The sequence below is a fragment of the Brachybacterium phenoliresistens genome (assembly GCF_000576425.1).
Lineage (GTDB): Bacteria > Actinomycetota > Actinomycetes > Actinomycetales > Dermabacteraceae > Brachybacterium > Brachybacterium phenoliresistens.
The window spans coordinates 36,593-56,323 of sequence record NZ_KK069999.1; the positions used below are offsets into that span (position 1 = coordinate 36,593).

The following is a 19,731-nucleotide window of genomic DNA, read 5'->3' on the forward strand; positions in this document are numbered from 1 at the left end:
TCAGCCCGCCTGGGCGATCGCCAGCGGCAGCACCGGCCCGGAGCCGGCGCGGCGCAGCAGCCGCGCCGCCACGGTCATCGTCCAGCGGGAGTCGATCACGTCGTCGACCAGGAGGATCGGGGCGCCGTCCAGCCGGGCCAGGGCCTCGGCCAGCTCCGGTCCGACCTCGAACCGGTCCCACAGCGCGGCGACCCGGAAGGCGCTGTTGCCCCCGGCGCGGGGCCGGCCCTCCGTCTCCCGCAGCGAGAGCTGCGGCAGCAGCTCCATGCGGCCGATGCCGGCGATCCCCGCCGCGAGGGAGGACACCAGGCGCGGCCGCGAGACCGAGGCGATCGGCACCACGGCCGCGGGCCGCTGCTCCCAGTCCCAGTCCGCGAGGACTCTCACGACGCCCTCGCCGACGTCCCGGGGCACCTCGGCGTCGATCGGCACGCCCTCGGCATCGGAGGCCAGCAGATCCCGCAGCCGCCCCGCCCAGCCGAGATCGGACATGCGGGCCAGGACCCGGCCCTCCTCGGCGCGCTCTGCGGCGGGGATCTTCCCCGAGACGGGGCCGCCCGAGGGCCCGCGCACCTGGAGGCGGTCCAGGCCGCTGGGCCACTGCAGGCGGGGGGCGACGTCCACCCCGATCCGGTCCAGCACGGTGCCGACCTGGGCGCGCTGGGCCTCGGTGACGGCGCCGGGCGCCGGGAACCAGGCCCCGGCGCACACGTCGCAGCGGCCGCAGGGGGTCGCGGCCCGGTCGTCGAGCTGCCGGGCGAGGAAGACCATCCGGCAGGTGCTCGCGGACTCGTAGGCGAGCATCTGGTCCTGCTCGTGGCGGCGGGCCCGGGCGATGCGGGCGTAGCGCTCGGCGTCGTACTCCCAGGGGCGCCCCGTCGCGCGCCAGCCTCCCGGGGCGGGCTCGACGGCGCCGTCGACGGCGAGGACCTTCATGAGCAGCTCGAGGGTGGTGCGGCGCAGGTCCACGCGCGCCTCGAGGGCGGCGGTGGACAGCGGGCGGTCCGAGGCGGCGAGCGCGGCCAGCACGGCCTCGGCACGCTCCTGCTGGGGCATGGAGGCGGTCGCGAAGTACTCCCAGATGCGCGGGTCCTCGGCCCCGGGCAGGAGGAGGACGTCGGCCCGGTCGGTGCCGCGGCCCGCACGGCCCACCTGCTGGTAGTAGGCGATCGGCGAGGAGGGCGCGCCGAGGTGGACGACGAAGGAGAGGTCGGGCTTGTCGAAGCCCATGCCCAGCGCGCTGGTGGCGGCGAGGGCCTTGACCCGGTTGTCCTTGAGATCCGCCTCCAGGGCGACGCGGGCGTCCGGGTCGGTGCGGCCGGTGTAGGCCTTCACCGCGCGGCCCGGGGCATCCAGCAGGGCGGCGACGTCCTCCGCGGCGGAGACGGTGAGGGTGTAGATGATGCCGCTGCCGGGCAGCTCGTCCAGCACGGCGGCGAGATAGGCGAGGCGGTCGCGGTCCTGCGGCAGGGACAGCACGCCCAGGCGCAGGGAGTCGCGGGTGAGCGGGCCGCGCACCGTGAGCACGTCGGCGTGCGAGCCGTCGCGGCGCCGGCCGATCTGCTCGACGACGTCCTGGACCACGCGCTCGTTGGCGGTCGCCGTGGTCGCGAGCACCGGCACGGAGTCCTCGAGCTCGGCCACCAGGTCGCGGATGCGCCGGTAGTCCGGGCGGAAGTCGTGGCCCCAGTCGGAGATGCAGTGGGCCTCGTCGATCACCAGCAGGCCCAGGCGCTCGATCAGCCGCGGCAGCTGCTGCTCCCGGAAGCGGGGGTTGACCAGGCGCTCCGGGGAGACGAGGAGCACGTCGACGGCATCGGCCGCGAGGTCCTCCTCGATCTGCTGCCACTGCGTGGGGTTCGCCGAGGAGATCGCGACCGCCCGCACTCCCGCGCGCTGCGCCGCGGCGACCTGGTCGCGCATCAGGGCGATCAGCGGGGAGACGATCAGCGCCGGACCGCGCCCGCGGCGACGCTGCAGCAGGGCGGAGAGGAAGTAGACGGCGGACTTCCCCCAGCCGGTGCGCTGGACCACGAGGGCACGGCGGCGGTCCGCCACCAGGGCGGAGATCGCCTCGAACTGGCCGTCGTGGAAGCGGGCGTCCTCCCGGCCGGTGAGGTCGCGCAGGGCGGCGAGGGCCTCCTCGTGCAGGGCATCGGGTGTGCTCATGCCCCGAGTCTGGCAGAGGCCGCCGACGCTCAGCGCAGCAGGGCCCGCCGCGGGGGAGAACCCGGGGCTGGGGAGGAGGAGCGCAGCGCGTCCAGCGTCAGGATGGCGCACAGGACGAGGAACGCCAGCAGCGCGGCGCCGCTGACCCCGTGGAGGAGGTCGGTCAGCACCGTGTGGAACTCCGCGCCGGAGGATCCGTAGGTGTCGGCCAGCGCCATGCCGGGGCCGAAGGAGGCCATCGCCAGCGCCGGGGCGCCCAGCACCAGCAGCCCCAGGTGCGTGAGGGCGACCGACAGCCAGGTCATGCGCCGATGCACGAAGGTCACGCTCATCACGGCGACCGCCGCCAGACCGCCGACGGTCAGCATCACGATCGCCGGGAGGGTCATCATCGGCGCCTCCCCGGCGGCCGCGAGGTCGCCGTGGATCTGCGCGAGGGAGCGGCCGGGGACGCCCTCGAGCGGGCCGAGCACGAAGATCTCCAGCAGGGACGTCGCCGCATAGGCGAGGATCACGAGCGTCCCCGCGATCGCCGTGATGCGGGCGGCCCGCTGCTGCTCGTCCCGATGACCCTGCGCTGCGCTCATGCCCCGCACTCTTCCGCTCCCGGCCGGCGCCGACAAGGGACTTTCGTCCCCCTGCACACCATCGCCACAGGTCGCACCCATCTCCCGTCCAGAATCCGTCTCACCAAGCGAGCGCCGCGTCTCACCGGCGTACCCTCGGCGCATGTCCACAGCATCTCCCTCCCCCGAGGACCGCAGCGCCCGGGTGGCCGTGACGGTCTTCCCTCTGCTGGTCCTTGCCGGCGCCGGCCTCGGCTTCGCCCTGCCCGGTCCCGCCGTCTCCGTGCTGCCCTACGTCAACACGCTGCTCGCGGTGATCATGTTCGGCATGGGCCTGACCCTGACCCTCCCGGACTTCGCCCTCGTGGCCCGCCGGCCGCTGCCCGTCCTGCTGGGCGTCATCGCCCAGTACGTGATCATGCCGCTGGTGGGCCTGGGCGTGAGCGTCCTGCTGCAGCTGCCGCCGGAGCTGGCCGCCGGCGTGATCCTCGTCGGCTGCGCCCCCGGCGGCACGGCCTCCAACGTCATCGCCTACCTCGCGAAGGCGGACACCGCGCTCTCGGTCACCATGACCTCGATCTCCACGCTCCTCGCGCCGCTGCTGACCCCGCTGCTGACGCTGTGGCTGGCCGGCCAGTACATGCCGGTCGACGGGGCGGCGATGGCGCTGTCGATCGTGAAGATCGTGCTGGTGCCGGTGATCCTGGGCCTCGTGGTGCGCCTGCTGCTGGGACGCTTCGTCGACCGGATCCTGCCGGCGCTGCCGTGGATCTCCGTGGCCGCGATCGCCGTGGTCGTCTTCGCGGTGGTGGGCAACAGCGCCGCGCTGATCGCCTCGGCGGGGCTGCTGGTCCTGCTGGCCGTGATCCTGCACAACGGGCTCGGGTTCCTGCTGGGCTATGGCATCGCCCGGGCCCTGAAGCAGCCGATCCGCTCCGCGCGCACCGTCTCCATCGAGGTGGGCATGCAGAACTCCGGGCTCGCGGCGGGGCTGGCCGCCCAGTACTTCTCCCCCGCGGCGGCGCTGCCCGGCGCGGTGTTCTCCATCTGGCACAACCTCTCCGGCGCGCTGCTCGCCGCGATCTACCGGCGCACCGACGCGGGCCGGGCTCCCAGCGCGCTGGCAGACTCCGCCCAGTGAAATTCCCGCCGGATGGGGTTATCTGGTCCCAACGCGTTCCCGAGAGGAACCCGGCCGACTGAGGAGGACGCCGGGAACCGCTGACCGGGACGCGGGGGAAAGGGATGGCCCCGGCTCGTGGGGACGAGCCGGGGCACTTTTCTGTCCGCTCCCTCAGCCGGCGAGGGCCGCCTCCGCGCGCGGGCCGCTGCGCCGGATCACGAGCGCGCTGCCCACCGCGACCAGGACGATCACGCCCGCGAGGGTCACCAGGGCGATGACGGGATCCTCCCGCAGCAGCTGCGGGATCGCGCGGCCCGGCGCGAGCGTCGCGAAGGCGAAGGCGATCGCGGTGCCGAGGTAGGACCCCACCATGAACCCGCGGTGCGTGGGCACGACGCCGCGCCGGATCGCGACGATCGCGATCACGAGGCACACGAGGGTCCAGATCGCCAGCGCGTGCAGCCAGGAGAAGCCGTCGGGGGTGATCAGGAAGCTCGTGGTGCAGGTCAGCACCATGGCCGTCGCCCACGCGGTGCCCAACACGCGGTGGGCGCGGTCGCGGCGACGGCGAAGGATCTGCAGCGGACCCAGCACGATGACGAACAGCGCGCAGGTGGCGTGCACGGCGATGACCGGGGTGAAGGCGTCCATGCCCCTTAAGATAGTCGCGCTATCCATGACGCGCCATGAGGATAGTGCGAGGTCCTCGCACTATCCCGGAGAGGACACGATGCTGCTCCAGGAGCTCTCGCGCACCAGCGGCGTCAGCGTCGCGAGCATCAAGTACTACCGCCGGGAGGGGCTGCTCCCTCCCGGGGAGCGCCTGACCGCGACCCGCTTCGACTACGGGCCGCGCCATCGCGACCGCCTGGACCTGATCCAGGTGCTGCGCGAGGCCGCCGGCAGCTCCATCGCCGAGATCCGCGCCCTGTGCGCGGTGCTGGACGACCCCGACCGCCCGATCATCGCTGCGCTCGAGATCGCCCAGGCGCTCGCCCTGCGGGTGCCCGCGCAGTCCCTGCGCGACGAGGTCCCGCACGACGAGGACCCGCGCATCGCCCCGCTGCTGGCCGAGCTCGGCTGGCCCGACGTCCCCACCGTCCCGCGGACGGCGCTCGATGCGCTGCTGCGCGAGATGCGGTCGATGGAGATCCCCGTCTCTCCCGAGTCCCTGCTGCGCTATGCCCGGCCGATGGCCCGCATCGCGGCGGAGGACCTCGAGGACATCCGCCGCCCGGGCGGCGCACCGCCGGAGGTGGCTCCCTCCCCCGACGTCATCGTGATGCGGGCCGTCGTCGGCTCCCTCGCCTTCGCCCGGCTGCTGGTGGTGCTGCGCGCCCTCGGGCACGCCTCCCTCACCCTCAGCGACGCAGGTCTATCCCGAACACACGACGGATCTGCGCCACCGCGTGACGGGTGAAGCGCACATCGGAGGGCGTGCTGGCCATGGGCACGAACAGCCCCGGATGATCCGGATGACTGACCCGGCCGTGGGTCGAGCCGGAGGCGATCACGAATCCCGCCTCCTCCATCCGCGCCAGCAGCTCCCGGCGGGTGGTGGGATGGCGGGTCCCCAGGCCACGCCGCGCGGAGGGCCCGGAGGTCGGCAGCGCCGTCTCCGGGGTGCGCTCGAACTCCTCCGGCCGCACCGACAGCGCGTACCGGGTGGCGAACACGCCGATCACCGCATTGTCCAGACGGCGCACCTGCACCGTCAGCCCATCGCGCTGGAAGTGGTCGCTGACCCCGCCGTCGGCGGTCCAGGCGTCCTGGGGATCGGCGACCGCGTGGACGATCTCCTCGTGGGTGGCATTCTCGGCGCCGACCACCCGCAGGATCTCCTCGCGCACCCGCAGCGGCCGATCGGCGTAGCCGGGCTGCGGCGGCGCCGCCGGGCGGGGCAGCTCGACGGTCCGGGCCCGACGCTTCGGTGCCGGCGCCGTTCGCTCCTGCTCCTGCTCCGGCTCCGGCGGAGGGCTCGTGCGGCCCGTCGCGCTCCAGTCCACCGGCCGCACCGCCCGGGCAGGGTCCGTCCGCCCGCGCAGAATGCGCGGGGTCGGGCGGGGCGGGGGCGTCGGGGCGGGCACCCGTCCATGGTGCCGCATCGGTCGCCCCCTCCGGTACGGTGACCCCGTGCACAGCAAGACCGCTCTGGCAGGAACCGCCCTGGCCCTGATCCTCCTCGCCGCCTGCAGCGGCCCGCAGCAGGACCCCGTCCCGACCGCCGCCGAGGCCCCTCCCGCGGTCTCGGACGCCGGGGGCGCATCGGACGCCGGCGGTGCATCTGCATCGGACAGCGGCGGCGCGACCCCCGAATCCGCCGCGCACCGCTACGCGGTCACCCCGCCCGCACAGCCCGTCGAGCTCACGGACGACTGCACGGGAGAGGGCATGCATCGCACGGCTCTGGGCGAGAGCGCGGACCCGGCCCTGCCCGAGCGCTCGGGGGCGGGCCTGGACGTCGTCCTGTCGGGCGTGGATGCGCAGGGGCGGGCCGAGCTGACCGCCGCCGTCGACGGCGGGGACCCTGCGCCGATCGAGCCCGCCGCGGTCGGCGACACGATCATGATCGAGGACTGGACGATCTCGGTCACCAGCATCTGCGCGGACGAGGTCGAGTTCGACCTGGTGAACTGACAGCGGGATCCGCCGGCCCGGCTGTCACAGGCGGGCGGGCTGTCTCGTCGGAGGGGGCGAGGGTCGCACCGGGCGGCCCCTTCGCAGGAAGGTCCCTCATGTCCCGCATCGACATGGCCACCGTCGCCCCGGACGGGTTCCGCGCCGTCCTGGGCCTGGAGAAGCACTGCCGCCAGGCGCTCCCCCAGGAGCTGTACGAGATCGTGAAGCTGCGCGCCTCGATCGTCAACGGCTGCTCGTACTGCACCGACATGCACTCCCGCGACGCCATCGCCGCCGGCATCCCGGTGGCGAAGCTGTTCGGCGTCGCCGCCTGGCACGAGTCCCCGCACTTCGACGCGGCGCAGCGGGCGGCGCTGCGCCTGACCGATTCCGTGACCCGGCTCGGCGAGGACGGCGTCCCCGACGAGGTCTGGGACGAGGCGGCCGCGCACTACGATGCGTCCATGCTCGGCGAGCTGGTGCTCGCCATCGCCACCATCAACGTGTGGAACCGCTTCGCGATCTCCACCCGCAAGGAGCCGGAGGCCTGAGACGGTGCACGATCCGGGAGCCGAGGACTGGCCGGAGATCTGGGCGCGGCAGCAGCGTGGGCTGCTGGCCCTCGCCTACCGGATCCTCGGCTCCTGGGCCGATGCCGAGGACGCCGTCGCGGAGGCCGCCGCCCGGGTCGCCTCCCTCTCCGCGCCGCAGCGCGCCGCGGTGCGCTCCTGGCCCGCCTACTTCACCCAGGTGGTGACCCGCCGGGCGATCGACGTGCTGCGCTCCGCCGCCCACCGCCGCGAGACCTACCCCGGGCCGTGGCTGCCGGAGCCGATCGCCGCGGAGGACCTGCCCGAGGACGCCGCCGCCCGCCGCGACATCGCCTCGATCGGGATGCTGCACCTCATGGAGCAGCTGCGCCCCGAGGACCGCGCCGCCTACGTGCTGCGCCACGCGCTGGACCTGCCGTATCCGCAGATCGCGGAGGTCCTCGGCACCAGTCCCGCGAACGCCCGGCAGATGGTCTCCCGCGCCGGCCGGCGGCTGGACGTGGGCCGGCCCCCGCGCACGGACCGCGCCCGGGTGGGCGCGGCCCTGACGGCGCTGGTCGACGCGGTCGCGCACGGCGACGTCGAGCGGACGATCTCCCTGCTCAGCGATGACGTCACGCTGTGGGCCGATGGGGGCGGCGTCGTCCAGGCGGCCCGGAACCCGCTGTTCGGGCCCGAGCGCGTGGCGCGGTTCCTGGTGGGCATCGCGGAGGCGAGCCGGGCGGAGGGCCGGGAGATGACGGCGGAGCCGGCGGTGGTCAACGGCGAGGGCGCCGTGATCGTGACCCTGCGCGGGCGCCGCAAGCTGCTGCACGTCGAGGTGGGCGACGGCGGGATCCGCGCGGTGCGGATGATCGCGAACCCGGAGAAGCTGGGGCGGATCCTGCGCCCCGAGCACAGGGCACCGACAATCGACACGAACTATCCACAATAATCACGACCAGGGCCCGCCGGTCCTCCCCACGACGCACATATCCACATTTTCCGGCCGATGCCCGGAAAGCCTTCCCCCGGGCATGCCGGACGCGTAGAATAGGGGGCATGGGATACGCCGGAGCAGGACCGGGAAACGGGGACGGAGAAACCTTCTCCCCGTCATTTCCTGCCGCCGGCATCGACCCCGGGAATATCGCGGTGATCATCCAGGACGACGACCCGCCGTCCCCCGCGGACTACGACCGGATGGACGAGCAGCTCCTGCGCGAGAGCACCTGGACCCCGGACGGCTGGATCGCCCCGGGTGAGGAGGCCGCCCTCGAGGAGGCCGCTCTCGAGCAGGTCGCCCGCATCGACCGGGCCGTCACCGACCTGCTCCACCTCCCCCGCGGCCTGGCCCTCCTCGCCGACCTCGCCGAGGACCTCCGCGCCGCCCTCACCGCCCCCGGCACCACCACTGCCCCGCCCCCGCCTCCGGCCACGTGGCCGGCGCCGGTCGCGCCCGCCCTCGCCGATGCCGCACCGGACAGCCCGGAGGAGTCCCTGGCCCTGGTAGCCGCCCTCGCCCGGACCCGCACCCGCCTCCGCGCCCGCGAGGACGAGATCCTCGTCGAGACCGGCGGGCGGATCCGGGAGGACAACGCCGCCCTCGGCAAGCAGGGCCGCCATCTCGAGGACGGGATCATCCCCTCCATCGCCTTCGCCCAGCGCACCAGCACCCACAAGACCTCCCGCACCCTGGCCCGGGCCCGGCGGATCGCCGAATCCATGCCCCACCTCCGCCGCGCCCAGCAGACCGCGCGGCTGAGCGAGGAGGTCGTCTCCGCGATCGCCGGGGCGCTGCACGCCGAGACCCCCGCCCGCTGCCGCGACATCGACGAGGCCCTCCACCCCCGCTACCAGGACCTCGACGGCCTGGGAACCCGCGCGATCACCGCCCTCGTCCGCGACCTCCTCCAGCAGCGCTCCCCCCGCGAGGAATCCGTGGCCCGCGCGAAGAACGCCGCCGCCCGCCGCCACGTCACCACTCGCGCGACCGCCGACGGGATGGGCGTCCTCCACGCCCACCTGCCCGCCCTGGCCATCGCCCAGATCGAGGCGACGATCCAGGCCACCGCCGAGACCGCCCGCGCCCACGGCAGCCAGCTCGGCATCAGCGCCCTGCGCGCCGACGCCCTCCTCGAAGCCGTCAACCGCCTCCACGACCAGACCGTCTTCCAGGACACGGACCCCTCGCAGGGCGAGACCTTCCCCGAGACCGACACCCCGCTGCCCCTCGCCGAGCTCACGGACACCACCGGCCCGGCCGCCGGCCCGATCGACATCGACGCGATCCGCAACATCGACCGTGCCGTCACCGACGCGGGCGCGTTCGGCCTGCTCGGCACCGCCCGCGGCCCCGACCTCACCGCGCCCCCGACGCTGCAGCGCCCCGCCCGCCGAGCCCACGGCCCCGCCCTCCGCGTGAACGTCATCATCACCGACCGGGCCCTGCTGGGACGCGACGACGACACCGAACCCGCCCAGCTCTCCGGATACGGGACCGTGCCCGCCCACGCCATCCGCGCCCACCTGTGCGGCCAGCCCTACGACACCGGCCCCGAGAACAGCCGCATGACCACCCGGCAGCGCGAGACCGCCGCCGCGCATGCCGTCGCCTGCGCCGAACTGCGCCGTATCTGGGAACACCCCGCCAGCACCGAGATCATGGCCATCGAGAAGACGTCCCGCGCATTCCGCGCCACCCTCCGCGACCTGATCATCACCCGCGACCACATCAGCCGCGAACCCTATTCCAACGCCACCACCCGCGAGATCGACCATATCGACCGCCACAGCGACGGCGGAAGAACAGCCCTCGACAACGGACAAGGCCTCGACACCCGCGCCAACCACGCCAAAGAAGAAGGCCGCTGGACCACCATCCGCCACGGCGACCCCACCACCCCCACCGGCACCACCGTGGAATGGACCAACCCCTACCAGGTCCGGGCCCCCTCGCCCACCCCGCCGACCCACCGCAGGCCCTGACGGCCGTTCAGCGCGCGGTCGCGTCCGTCCCCTCGACGCTCAGCCCCAGCTCCGCATGACGGCCCCGGTAGATCGCGGTGCGCAGCTCGATGGCATAGGCATCGGCCGCGGCCATCCCCAGCTCCCGGGCCACCGCGATCTCCGCCTCGACGTCGTACGGCACCCGCACGAAGGACAGGGAGAACGGCGCAGGGTCCGCCCCGCCCAGCTCGCCCTCGAGGATCGCGTAGGCGGCGGTCGGCTCGTCCAGCGGATTGCCGACGCTCCCGGCGTTGAACAGCGTGAGCCCGTCCTCGACCTCGACATACGTGTCGTGGATGTCGCCGTAGCCGACCACGCTCGGCACCGGGCCGTCCCCCGTGAACGGCGTCGCCCGGAACATCTCCCGGAACTGCTCGGGGCTGTGGTGGTAGTGCACGCGGGTGAACTCGTCCGTCGAGGAGGCATGGAACAGACGCACCCGTCGCCCGCTGATCAGCAGGTCGTGGTGCCCGGGCAGCGCCCCCAGCCAGGCACGGTCCTGCGCGGTGAGCTCGTCGTGCCACCAGCGGACATCCTCCGGCAGCTGATCCCGGGGCCCGTCGAGGAAGGCATCCCAGTTGCCGCGCACCGTCACCTGGCAGCGCTGCCGCGTCAGGGCCACGGCCTCGGAGCCGCGCGGCCCCTTGCCCGCCACGTCGCCGAGGTTCAGCACCGTGGAGATGCCCCGGCGCGCGATGTCCTCCAGCACCGCGCGATAGGCGGTGAGGTTGCCGTGGACATCGGACAGGACGGCGACAGAATCCAGCTGCGGGCTCATGACCGGCACTCTACGGTGGGTCCATGACGAGCTTCGTGTCCCACACGACCATCGACTGCCGCAGCGCCTACGAGCTCTCCGAGTTCTGGCGGGGCGTGCTCGGCTACGAAGACATCCCCGAGGACCCGAACCTCCCCGGGCACGAGGAGTGCATGATCCGCGACCCGCAGACGCACCACCAGCTGCTCTTCATCGAGGTGCCCGAGCCCAAGACCATCAAGAACCGCCTCCACCTGGACCTGCGCCCCCGCACGGGCACCCGGGATCAGGAGCTGGCCCGGCTGCTCGAGCTCGGCGCCACCGAGGTCGCGGACCTGCGCGGGAAGCACGGGCCCGGCACCGGCTGGGTCGTGCTGGCCGATCCCGAGGGCAACGAGTTCTGCATCCTCCGCTCGGAGGCCGAGGCGGCCGGGCAGGCCTGAGCACCGCGGGATACCGTGGTCCGATGCTCCGCGCACGCCGACTCGATGCCCGATCCCCGCATGACGAGGACGCGCTCCAGCAGCTGCTCGACTCCTCCCCCGGGTACAGCATCCGCGTGACCGGCGCCGCGCCGACCCCTCGGGCCGCCCACGAGATCCTCACGGCGCGACCGCCCGAGCTCGAGGCCGGCCGCAAGGTCGGGATCGGCCTGGAGGACGGGGCCGACGGCACGCTCCTCGCCGTCGCGGACGTCCTGCACGGCTGGCCGCGCCCGGACGTCGCGCACATCGGCCTGCTCATCGTCCGCGACGAGGCACGGGGCCGCGGCATCGGCCGGCGCATGCACGAGGAGATCCTCGAGCTGGCCCGGAGCTGGGGCGACGTGCGCACCCTGCGGATCGGCATCGTCGCCGCGAACGCTGCCGCGGCCGGACCCTTCTGGGAGCGCCTCGGATACGCGCCCACCGGGGAGACCGCCGCCTACGCCTCGGGCCCGGTCGTGAGCACCACCGCGATCCACCAGCGGCCCCTGGACCGATGAGCGCCCATCGCTTCGACCTCGCCCGGATCGGCGAGGGGCTGCCCGTCGCCGGGGCCGTGCCGGAGCTGACCGACGCCGCAGCGGAGGGGGCCGTCGTCGTCCTCGCCCCGCCCGGCACCGGCAAGACCACCGTGGTGCCGCCGCTGGTCGCGAACCTCGTGGCCGGTCGCACCCTGGTCACCCAGCCCCGCCGCGTCGCCGTGCGCGCGGCGGCGCGCCGCGTCGCCTCCCTGGACGGCAGCGAGCTGGGCGGTCCCGTCGGGTTCACCGTCCGCGGGCAGCGCGCGGTGGGCCGGGAGACCCGCCTGGAGATGCTCACCCCGGGAGTGCTGCTGCGGCGGCTGCTGGCCGATGCCACGCTCGACGGCGTCGACGCGGTGGTCCTCGACGAGATCCACGAGCGCTCCCTGGACTCCGACCTGCTGCTGGGCATGCTCGCCGAGGTCCGCCAGCTGCGCGAGGACCTGCTGGTCGTGGCGATGTCCGCGACGCTCGACGCGGACGCCGTGGCCGGCCTGCTGCAGGCCCGCACGGTCGCCGTCCCCTCCGTGCTGCATCCGCTGGAGGTGGAGCATCGCCCCGGTCCGGCCCGGCTGGACGCCCGCGGGGTGACCCGCGGCTTCCTCGACCACCTGGCCGATGTCACCGCCGAGGCCCATGCGCGCCACGGGGCCGATGCCCTGGTGTTCGTCCCCGGCGCCCGCGAGGTCGACGAGCTGGTCCGCCGGCTGCGCGCACGGACCCCCGGCACGGAGGTCCTCCCCCTGCACGGGCGCCTGCCCGCGGCCCAGCAGGACCGGGCCACCGCGGGCCGCGGCCCCGGCGACGGGCCCCGCATCGTCGTGACCACCGCCCTGGCCGAGAGCTCCCTGACGGTCCCCGGCGTGCGCCTGGTCGTCGACGCGGGCCTGTCCCGGGAGGTGCGCCGCGACCGCGGCCGGGACATGGCGGGCCTGGTGACGGTGAGCGCCTCCCGGGAGAGCATCGTCCAGCGGGCCGGCCGCGCCGCCCGCCAGGGCCCCGGCACGGCGGTGCGCGCCTTCTCCCCGACGGACGAGGCGCGCATGCCCGCCCGCTCCCTGCCGGAGATCGCCACCGCCGACCTCACCGATGCCGCGCTGCTGCTGTCCGCCTGGGGCACCCCGGGCGGCCGGGGCCTCGCCCTCTGGGACGCTCCGCCGCCGGAGGCGATCGCGCAGGCCATGACCGCCCTCCGAGAGATGGCGCTGACCGGCGACGATGACCGGCCGACGGCCCTGGGCCGGCGCGTGGCGACGATGCCGGTGGGCGTGCGGGAGGCGCGGGCCCTGCTCGAGGGCGCCCGCGAGCTCGGCGATCCGCGCGCGGCCGCGGAGGTCGTCGCCGCCGTGAGCGACGACCATCGGGCCGAGGGCGCGGACCTGGAGGGGCTCCTGCGCGACCTGCGCTCCGGCCGCGCCCCCGGCACGCAGCGGTGGCGGCGCGAGACGGACCGCCTGACCCGCATCGCCGGGGAGCGCAGCACCGCCGATGCCGCCGGCGGCGGCGCCGGGACCGTGCTCGCCCTGGCCCGCCCCGAGCGCCTCGCGCGCCGCGTCGCCGAGGGATCGCGCAGCTACCTGCTGGCCTCCGGAACCCGCGCCGCCCTGCCCGAGGGCAGCACGCTGATCGGCCGCCCCTGGATCGCCGTGTGGGAGGTGCAGCGGGCCGAGGGCCGCGCGGCCGACGGCACCGGCGCGGTGATCCGCCTGGCCGCGCCGGTCACCGCGGAGGAGGCCGAGCACCTCGCCGGCGGGCTCCTGCAGCGGCGCCGGAGCGTCCGCATCGACGCGCAGGGGCGGGTGGTCGCGCGGGAGGAGAGCAGCCTCGGCGCCATCGTGCTCGCCTCCACGCCGGTGCCGGCGACGGCCGCCGATCGGGCCCCGGCGATCGCCGCGAAGCTCCGCGAGGACGGACTGGACGTGCTGACCTGGTCCGATGCCGCCCGCTCGCTGCGGGCGCGGCTCGCGCTGCTGCACCGCGAGCTCGGCGACCCGTGGCCCGCCGTCGACGAGGCGACGCTGCTCGCGCGCCTGGACGACTGGCTGGGCCCGGACCTCGCCGCCCGCCCCCGCCTCGAGGCGGTCGACGTCACCACGGCCCTGCGGCGCCTGCTGCCCTGGGCGGAGGCGGCCCGCCTGGACGCCCTGGTCCCCGAGCGCCTCGCCCTGCCCGGAGGGCGCTCGGCCCGCATCGACTACGCCGACGGACGCCCCGTCGTCGCCGTGAAGCTGCAGGACCTGATGGGAGCACAGGTCGCCCCGCGGGTGGTCGACGGTCGCGTGCCGGTGCTGTTCCACCTGCTCTCCCCCGCCCGGCGCCCCCTGGCGGTGACCGACGACCTCGCCTCCTTCTGGGCCGGCCCGTACCAGCAGGTCCGCAAGGAGATGCGGGGGCGCTACCCCAAGCACGCCTGGCCCGAGGACCCGCACGCGCCCCGATAGGATCCCGGGGTGCTGCGACTGCTCCGGATGATCGGCCTCGGGTTCCTCCTCGCCGCGGGGGTGACCGCCCTCGTCGGCCCGCCGGGAGCGGGATGGTGGGGCGTGCCCATCGGCCTGATCCTCGTGATCCTCACCAGCGTCCTCCTGTCGATCGCCCGGACGACGGGCGGCCTCGCGGCGGCCCCGCCGGAGCTCGTGCAGGCGGCCCTGGCCGCCGGGCGCACCGGCACCGCACGCATCGACGCCCTGCGGCAGACGGGCACCCGGATCAACGACCAGCCCGTGTGCGTGCTCGATCTGACCGTCCAGCCGCGCCACGGCGCGGCCTTCCGCACCCGGCTGCAGGACATCGTCCCGCTCACCGACATGCCCGCCCACCAGCCCGGGATCCGGCGGCCGGTGGCGCTGCTGCTCGAGGGCGAGCCGGACCTGCAGTTCGTCGACGGCCAGGTGCCCCCGGCGGCGGTCCAGGACGTCCCGCCCGCCTCCGAGGCGATCCCCCTGCGCCTGCCGCAGCCCGGCCCCCTGCGGGCCGACGGCACCCGCATGAGGCCCCTGATCAGCACCTCCCGGCGCGGCCGGCCGCTGCGTGCGCTCGCCTTCACGCTGGTCATGCTCCTCACCGCCGGGCTCCTGCTGCTGCCCCAGCGCGCCGCCGTCGAGCAGACCCTCGCCGCCCTGCCGGAGGGCCGTCTGCACCTCGATCTGCGCAGCCCCGACGGGATCGACGCGGCGCTGCGCGCCGTGCAGGAGGGCGCCGGGCACGACCGCGTGATGGACGTGGTGATCATGGAGGACCTGATCGTCGTCGACGCGCCGGTCGCGGCCGGAGAGGTGAACACGGACGAGTGGACCTACCGCCGCGGGCACCTCGAGCGCACCGGCCCCACCCTCATCCAGCCCGATGTCGCGCAGGAGCAGTTCGCGGCGGGCGACGTCGCCTGGGAGACGCTGTGGCCCGCCGCCCAGCAGGCGGCCGCCGAGCAGGGGCTCGAAGATCCCGGCGACGTCAGCTTCACCGTCTCCCGCGACCTCGCCGAGGACGGCGAGTGGACCGGCCCGGTGCTCGTGCGCTTCTCCGTGGGCGACGAGTACACCGAGACCTTCTACGTCATGGAGGCCGACGGCACCGGCCTGCGCGCCGCCTAGGAGCCGGCGATCACCATCGGCACGATCATCGTGGCGACCAGCGCCGCCTGCATCGCGTCGTAGGAGCGCCGCACCGCGTCCAGGGTGGGGACGCCCTGGCTGATCTCGTCGATCCGGTCGCGCAGCTGGCGCCGGGTCACGCCCGGCAGATGGTCCCGCAGCAGACGATGCGCCACGTCCAGCGCCCGCAGCACGCCGAGCACCGCCGCGTCCCCCGCCGTCGGCTCCACCTCGCCGCCCACCGCGGCCGCCAGGTGCGCGCGCAGCGCCTCCTCCTGGTGCCCGTCGACCGGCACGACGCGCACGCCGAACAGGCCGCGACGCTCCTCGAGCACCCCCTCGGCCACGAGCTGCTCCGCCAGCAGGTCCGTCGGGTCCAGCCGCCGATGGCCCACGAGCGCGCTCAGCCGTTTCCCCTCCAGCTCGCCGAGCCCGACCAGCACATGGTCCAGCGCAGGGTCCCCGACCGGCGTGGCATCGACCACGCGCACCCGCGGGTCCTTCCCGTCCTCGAGCTCGACCCGGCGCAGCAGGACGAGGTCCGTGACCGCGCCCGCGACCAGGGGCTCGCGCCGCCCCACCGAGAGCTCCGATCTGCCGGCATCGGAGGTCAGCAGCAGGAACAGGGCCCGGGCGATGGTGGTCATGGCCCCATCGTCCCCATCGGCGCCGCGCCGCCGCGACCGACGATGGTCGAATCCGGCCCGGGACGATCCTCCGTGCCGGTCACGGCGGCTCAGTCCCGGACGACGGCCCACGCGGCGTCCGCCACGAGCTCGACCCCGACCGGGGTCCCGACCTCGAGGGGCTCCTCCCCGGGCCCGAGCGTGCGCCGGACGACGAGGGTCCCCGCGGCGGTCTCGACGTCGTAGTCCATGTGGTCGCCGCCGAAGCTCCCGCCGAGGATCCTGCCCGAGGAGGGATCGAGCTCGTCCGCCGGCGCATCGGGCCCGGCGACGACCCGGAGCGCCCGGGCGTGCGCGAGCACGAGCGCCTCCTCCCGGCCGTCGGCGAGGCGCGGATCCGCCGGGACCCACAGCTCCCGTCCGAGAGGGCGCACGAGAACCCTCCCCGGGGCGGTGCCCAGCACGGGGCAGGGCAGCAGGTTGGGCACGCCGATGCGCTGGGCGACCCAGGCGTCGCGGGGTCGCCGGTAGACCTCTTGCGGCGCCCCGATCTGCACGAACCGCCCCTCGCGCAGCACCGCGAGGCGGTCCGCCACGGCGAGCGCCTCCGCCCAGTCATGGGTGACGTACAGGGTCGCCGTGCCCATCCTGCGGTGGGTGCGGAGGATCTCGCGGCGCAGCGCCACCCGGGCCGCCGGGTCGACGTGGGCCAGCGGCTCGTCCACGAGCAGCACCTCGGGACGGCTGACCAGGGCCCGGGCGAGGGCCACGCGCTGGCGCTGCCCGGCCGAGAGCTCCTGCGGGCGCCGCCGGGCGAGATGATGCAGGTCCAGGGCGGTCAGCGCCGTCTCCAGCTGATCCCGGGCCAGTGTCCCGCGGGCGGCCGGGAGCGCCAGGGCGACGTTCTCGGCGACGTCGAGCTGGGCGAACAGCGCCGGCACCTCGAACATCATCGTGACCCCGCGGCGGTGCACGGGCACAGCGGTCATGTCGCGTCCGTGCAGGAGCACCCGACCCTGCGGCAGCGGATCGAGCCCGGCGATCTCCCGCAGCAGCGTGGTCTTCCCGGCGCCGGAGGGGCCGATCACGGCGAGCAGCTCCCCGGGGGCGACCTGCAGGTCGCCGCAGGGGGCGCCGCGGATCTCGAGGGCGGGGGTCACCGGAGCCTCCCGGCCGCGGCGGCGCCCCCGGCGAGGGCGGCGATCGTGATCGCGACCAGCAGCGTGAGGACGAAGACGGGCGCGAGCGCGGCACGGTCCAGCAGGTCCAGCGCGAGGGCGGGGACCATCGGCGCATCGGGCGCTGCGACCAGGGCGACCGGGGTCACCGAGACCATCATGCGCACGAGAATCGCGGCGCCGGCGACGGCGACGAGGGGCGCCGCCTGGGGCAGGACCAGCCGCAGCAGCCGGCGGCGCCGGCCCACCCCGAGCACCTCGGCCGTCTCGGCCTCGCCGCGCGGGATCTGGGCACGCCCGGCCCGGGCGGCGACGTGCACCAGAGGGGCGGTCGAGGCGGCGAGGACCAGCACGATCGCGATCGAGCCGGAGCCGAGCGAGGCCCCGCCCACCAGCGGGGGCAGGGTCCCCACCGGGGTCGGCGTGCCCAGGCGGTAGGCGAGGGAGACGGCGAGGCCGAGGGTCGTGCCCGGGAGCACGAGCAGCATCAGCTGCAGCCCGTCCAGCAGCGCGGCCCGCCGCGGTGCGCCGCGGGCGGCGAGCCCCGCCGTCACGAGACCGGCCGGGACGGCGACCAGCAGGGCCAGCAGGGCGTGCTGCAGGGTCGATCCGAGCGCCGCGACGGCGCCGTGGCCCAGCAGCTCCCCGGGAGCGAGGGACGAGCGCACCGCCGCGGCCGTCAGGAGCGCCGCGATCACCGCGAGGACGAGGACGGTGACCGCCCGGGCCGTGCGCAGGATCGGCGAGGGCGGGAGCGCCAGCGCCGGGCCCGCCCCGTGACCGCGCCACGGCTCGGCGAGCGGGCTGCCCGTGCGCGCCAGCAGGAGCAGCAGGGGCAGCACCGGCAGGGCGAGCAGGACGGCGACCAGGGCTGCGGTGCCCTCGTCGCCCCAGGCCATCACCTCGAGATAGGCCGTGTGGGCGAGGGTGGGGACGCGGCCGCGCAGGACGGCGGGGACGGAGGGATCCGCGAGCGCGGTCACGAGCATCACCACGGCGACCGCCGCGACGGGCCGCAGAAGCGGCGGCAGCAGCACCAGGCGCAGCACCCGTCCCGTGCCGCCGCCGTGGACCAGCACCGCGTCGACCAGCCGCGGGTCCACGCCGCGCCAGGCGAGGCGCGCCGCGGCGTACGGATATGGCAGCAGCGTGGTCGTGAGCGCCAGCAGCATCCCGGGCGCGCCCGGCAGCGGCGGCAGCAGATCATGCAGCAGCCCGCTGCGCCCGCCGACGGCGAGGACCGCGGCCGCCGCCGTGTACGGCGGGACCAGCAGCAGCGACAGCAGGGCCGCATCCAGCAGCCGCCTCGTCCGCGGCGGCAGGCAGCGGGCCGTGAGCGCGCTGCCCAGCCCGCCGAGCAGGGCGAGCAGCGTGGCGCCGCCGGAGAGGGCCAGGGAGATCGCGGCGGTCCGGCCCAGGCCCGGCGGGAGCCCGGCGTGCAGGGCGACCAGCGCCTCGGCGAGGATGCGCAGCAGCGGCCAGCCCACGGCGAGCACGGCGGAGGCGAGCAGGGCGAGGGCGAGGGCGCCACGGGCCGCCCTCACGCCGGGACCTCGGCCGCGAACCAGTTCAGCAGGGCGTCGCGGCGGCCGGCCCGCTCCTCCAGCGGGGAGGTCAGCACGGGGACGCCCAGCTGCCCGCGCACCTCGTCGAAGGACCCGGGCAGGCCCGGCTGCGTGGGGACCTGGTGGATGCCGGAGGCCGCCCCGGAGCGCTGCCCCTCCTCGGAGACCGCGCGGTCGACATAGCGGCGCGCCGCCGCGGGATGCGGGGCATCGGCGAGCACGGCCACCGCGCCGACCTCGTAGCCGGTCCCGTCCCGCGGGAGGATCGTGGTGACCGGCGCGCCGGCGGCGGCGGCCGCATCGCAGTAGGGCGCGAAGCTGATCCCGACCGCCGCCTCCCCCTCGGCGACGACCTGGACGGGTGCCGTGCCGGACCGGGTGAACTGCGGGATCTGCGGGTACAGCTGCGCGAGGTACCCCAGCCCCTCCTCCTCGCCGAGGCGGTCCCGCTGCACGAGCATCGTCGTGTACGCGGTCCCGGAGGTGCGGGGAGAGGAGGCGCTGACCCACCCGGCGAGCGCCGGGTCCAGCAGGTCCTCCCAGCTGCGGGGCACCTCGGCGCCGACCTCGTCGAGGCGACCGGCGTCCACGCACAGGCCCAGGAAGGACACGTACACGCCGGTCCATCGGCCCCGGGGGTCGCGCACCTGCGCGGGGATCCCCTCGGTCCGCGGGGGCAGGTAGGGGGCGAGCAGCCCTTCCTGCGCCGCGGCGACGTACATCTCGGAGCCGCCGCCGTGCCAGACGTCGTACTCGGGCAGCCCCTCGCCGCGGCGGATCCTCTCGAGGGCCTCCGAGGTGGGCAGGCGGTCCATGGTCACGGCGATGCCGGTCTCCTGCGCGAAGTCCTCCGCCCAGGCGCTGCAGATCGCGGCGTCGTTCGAGCACAGCACGGTCACGGACGCCGATGCCGCAGGGGCCGCGCAGCCCGCGGTCGCGAGCAGCACGGCCCCCAGCGCCGCGAGGGCGGCGCATCGGCGGAGGATCCTCATG

General features: G+C 75.3%; 19 protein-coding genes. 10 read left to right on the forward strand and 9 right to left on the reverse strand.

What is annotated here, in order from left to right:
- On the reverse strand, positions 1-2,169 hold the full coding sequence (locus BF93_RS13580; protein WP_038373369.1) for a RecQ family ATP-dependent DNA helicase: 2,169 nt from the start codon (positions 2,167-2,169) through the stop codon (positions 1-3).
- Positions 2,170-2,198: 29 nt separating this feature from the next.
- A complete protein-coding gene (locus BF93_RS13585; protein WP_051486963.1) occupies positions 2,199-2,756 on the reverse strand; it encodes a hypothetical protein in 558 nt (185 codons plus the stop codon).
- A gap of 142 nt (positions 2,757-2,898) precedes the next feature.
- Between BF93_RS13585 and BF93_RS13590 the strand changes: the two genes are divergently transcribed.
- Positions 2,899-3,876: a bile acid:sodium symporter family protein gene (locus BF93_RS13590; RefSeq protein ID WP_038373370.1), complete on the forward strand. Its 978-nt coding sequence runs from the start codon at positions 2,899-2,901 to the stop codon at positions 3,874-3,876.
- 153 nt (positions 3,877-4,029) lie between these two features.
- Here the strand turns inward: BF93_RS13590 and BF93_RS13595 are convergent, their stop codons facing one another.
- A complete protein-coding gene (locus BF93_RS13595) occupies positions 4,030-4,509 on the reverse strand; it encodes a DUF2306 domain-containing protein (RefSeq protein ID WP_038373372.1) in 480 nt (159 codons plus the stop codon).
- Positions 4,510-4,588: 79 nt separating this feature from the next.
- Between BF93_RS13595 and BF93_RS13600 the strand changes: the two genes are divergently transcribed.
- Positions 4,589-5,278 carry a MerR family transcriptional regulator gene (locus tag BF93_RS13600; protein WP_038373373.1) on the forward strand — a complete coding sequence of 230 codons (690 nt, stop codon included), beginning with the start codon at positions 4,589-4,591 and terminating at the stop codon, positions 5,276-5,278.
- Here the strand turns inward: BF93_RS13600 and BF93_RS13605 are convergent.
- Complete coding sequence (locus BF93_RS13605) at positions 5,220-5,864, reverse strand: hypothetical protein (RefSeq protein WP_232226438.1); 645 nt, start codon at positions 5,862-5,864, stop codon at positions 5,220-5,222. The genes BF93_RS13600 and BF93_RS13605 overlap by 59 nt on opposite strands.
- A gap of 127 nt (positions 5,865-5,991) precedes the next feature.
- Between BF93_RS13605 and BF93_RS13610 the strand changes: the two genes are divergently transcribed.
- The 4 genes from BF93_RS13610 to BF93_RS13625 all read left to right on the forward strand — a co-directional run bounded on the left by BF93_RS13610 (position 5,992) and on the right by BF93_RS13625 (position 9,995).
- Positions 5,992-6,495 carry a hypothetical protein gene (locus tag BF93_RS13610; protein ID WP_038373376.1) on the forward strand — a complete coding sequence of 168 codons (504 nt, stop codon included), beginning with the start codon at positions 5,992-5,994 and terminating at the stop codon, positions 6,493-6,495.
- A 98-nt stretch (positions 6,496-6,593) separates the two neighbouring features.
- Positions 6,594-7,028, forward strand: a complete 435-nt coding sequence (locus BF93_RS13615; protein ID WP_038373377.1) for a carboxymuconolactone decarboxylase family protein — start codon at positions 6,594-6,596, stop codon at positions 7,026-7,028.
- Between the two features lie 4 nt (positions 7,029-7,032).
- A complete protein-coding gene (locus BF93_RS13620; protein ID WP_051486965.1) occupies positions 7,033-7,962 on the forward strand; it encodes a sigma-70 family RNA polymerase sigma factor in 930 nt (309 codons plus the stop codon).
- Between the two features lie 107 nt (positions 7,963-8,069).
- Positions 8,070-9,995, forward strand: coding sequence for an HNH endonuclease signature motif containing protein (locus tag BF93_RS13625; RefSeq protein WP_156954150.1), 1,926 nt, complete (start codon positions 8,070-8,072; stop codon positions 9,993-9,995).
- Between the two features lie 7 nt (positions 9,996-10,002).
- Here BF93_RS13625 and BF93_RS13630 read toward each other — a convergent pair whose 3' ends face one another.
- The gene (locus BF93_RS13630; RefSeq protein WP_038373553.1) at positions 10,003-10,794 is read right to left on the reverse strand and encodes a metallophosphoesterase family protein; all 792 of its coding nucleotides are present in this window, start codon (positions 10,792-10,794) and stop codon (positions 10,003-10,005) included.
- A 23-nt stretch (positions 10,795-10,817) separates the two neighbouring features.
- Here BF93_RS13630 and BF93_RS13635 point away from each other — a divergent pair, with 23 nt between their 5' ends.
- From BF93_RS13635 to BF93_RS13650, 4 genes are read left to right on the forward strand one after another with little or no spacing between them, the layout of a single operon-like run.
- Positions 10,818-11,216, forward strand: a complete 399-nt coding sequence (locus BF93_RS13635) for a VOC family protein (protein ID WP_038373380.1) — start codon at positions 10,818-10,820, stop codon at positions 11,214-11,216.
- A gap of 23 nt (positions 11,217-11,239) precedes the next feature.
- Positions 11,240-11,758, forward strand: a complete 519-nt coding sequence (locus BF93_RS13640) for a GNAT family N-acetyltransferase (protein ID WP_038373381.1) — start codon at positions 11,240-11,242, stop codon at positions 11,756-11,758.
- Positions 11,755-14,220: an ATP-dependent helicase HrpB gene (gene hrpB, locus BF93_RS13645; protein WP_038373383.1), complete on the forward strand. Its 2,466-nt coding sequence runs from the start codon at positions 11,755-11,757 to the stop codon at positions 14,218-14,220. Before BF93_RS13640 ends, hrpB begins: the two co-directional genes overlap by 4 nt.
- A gap of 9 nt (positions 14,221-14,229) precedes the next feature.
- Entirely contained in the window at positions 14,230-15,369 is a 1,140-nt protein-coding gene (locus BF93_RS13650) for a hypothetical protein (RefSeq protein WP_038373384.1), read from the forward strand.
- Here BF93_RS13650 and BF93_RS13655 read toward each other — a convergent pair.
- The 4 genes from BF93_RS13655 to BF93_RS13670 form a co-directional block, all read right to left on the reverse strand.
- Entirely contained in the window at positions 15,366-16,016 is a 651-nt protein-coding gene (locus BF93_RS13655; protein ID WP_038373386.1) for a GOLPH3/VPS74 family protein, read from the reverse strand. The genes BF93_RS13650 and BF93_RS13655 overlap by 4 nt on opposite strands.
- Positions 16,017-16,105: 89 nt before the next feature.
- Positions 16,106-17,155, reverse strand: a complete 1,050-nt coding sequence (locus BF93_RS13660; protein WP_051486966.1) for an ABC transporter ATP-binding protein — start codon at positions 17,153-17,155, stop codon at positions 16,106-16,108.
- Positions 17,152-18,717 (reverse strand): ABC transporter permease subunit, encoded by a 1,566-nt coding sequence (locus tag BF93_RS13665; protein WP_038373388.1) that lies wholly within the window; start codon positions 18,715-18,717, stop codon positions 17,152-17,154. Before BF93_RS13665 ends, BF93_RS13660 begins: the two co-directional genes overlap by 4 nt.
- Positions 18,714-19,730 carry an ABC transporter substrate-binding protein gene (locus BF93_RS13670; RefSeq protein ID WP_038373389.1) on the reverse strand — a complete coding sequence of 339 codons (1,017 nt, stop codon included), beginning with the start codon at positions 19,728-19,730 and terminating at the stop codon, positions 18,714-18,716. Before BF93_RS13670 ends, BF93_RS13665 begins: the two co-directional genes overlap by 4 nt.
- Position 19,731 lies beyond the last annotated feature (1 nt).

Excerpts from the sequence above, each read along its gene's own strand:
- BF93_RS13635 (WP_038373380.1), top strand. The coding sequence starts at position 10,818 with ATGACGAGCTTCGTGTCCCACACGACCATCGACTGCCGCAGCGCCTAC.
- hrpB (WP_038373383.1), top strand. The coding sequence starts at position 11,755 with ATGAGCGCCCATCGCTTCGACCTCGCCCGGATCGGCGAGGGGCTGCCC.
- BF93_RS13625 (WP_156954150.1), top strand. The coding sequence starts at position 8,070 with ATGGGATACGCCGGAGCAGGACCGGGAAACGGGGACGGAGAAACCTTC.
- BF93_RS13600 (WP_038373373.1), top strand. The coding sequence starts at position 4,589 with ATGCTGCTCCAGGAGCTCTCGCGCACCAGCGGCGTCAGCGTCGCGAGC.
- BF93_RS13585 (WP_051486963.1), bottom strand. The coding sequence starts at position 2,756 with ATGAGCGCAGCGCAGGGTCATCGGGACGAGCAGCAGCGGGCCGCCCGC.
- BF93_RS13580 (WP_038373369.1), bottom strand. The coding sequence starts at position 2,169 with ATGAGCACACCCGATGCCCTGCACGAGGAGGCCCTCGCCGCCCTGCGC.
- BF93_RS13615 (WP_038373377.1), top strand. The coding sequence starts at position 6,594 with ATGTCCCGCATCGACATGGCCACCGTCGCCCCGGACGGGTTCCGCGCC.
- BF93_RS13655 (WP_038373386.1), bottom strand. The coding sequence starts at position 16,016 with ATGACCACCATCGCCCGGGCCCTGTTCCTGCTGCTGACCTCCGATGCC.
- BF93_RS13595 (WP_038373372.1), bottom strand. The coding sequence starts at position 4,509 with ATGGACGCCTTCACCCCGGTCATCGCCGTGCACGCCACCTGCGCGCTG.
- BF93_RS13590 (WP_038373370.1), top strand. The coding sequence starts at position 2,899 with ATGTCCACAGCATCTCCCTCCCCCGAGGACCGCAGCGCCCGGGTGGCC.
- BF93_RS13670 (WP_038373389.1), bottom strand. The coding sequence starts at position 19,730 with ATGAGGATCCTCCGCCGATGCGCCGCCCTCGCGGCGCTGGGGGCCGTG.
- BF93_RS13640 (WP_038373381.1), top strand. The coding sequence starts at position 11,240 with ATGCTCCGCGCACGCCGACTCGATGCCCGATCCCCGCATGACGAGGAC.
- BF93_RS13630 (WP_038373553.1), bottom strand. The coding sequence starts at position 10,794 with ATGAGCCCGCAGCTGGATTCTGTCGCCGTCCTGTCCGATGTCCACGGC.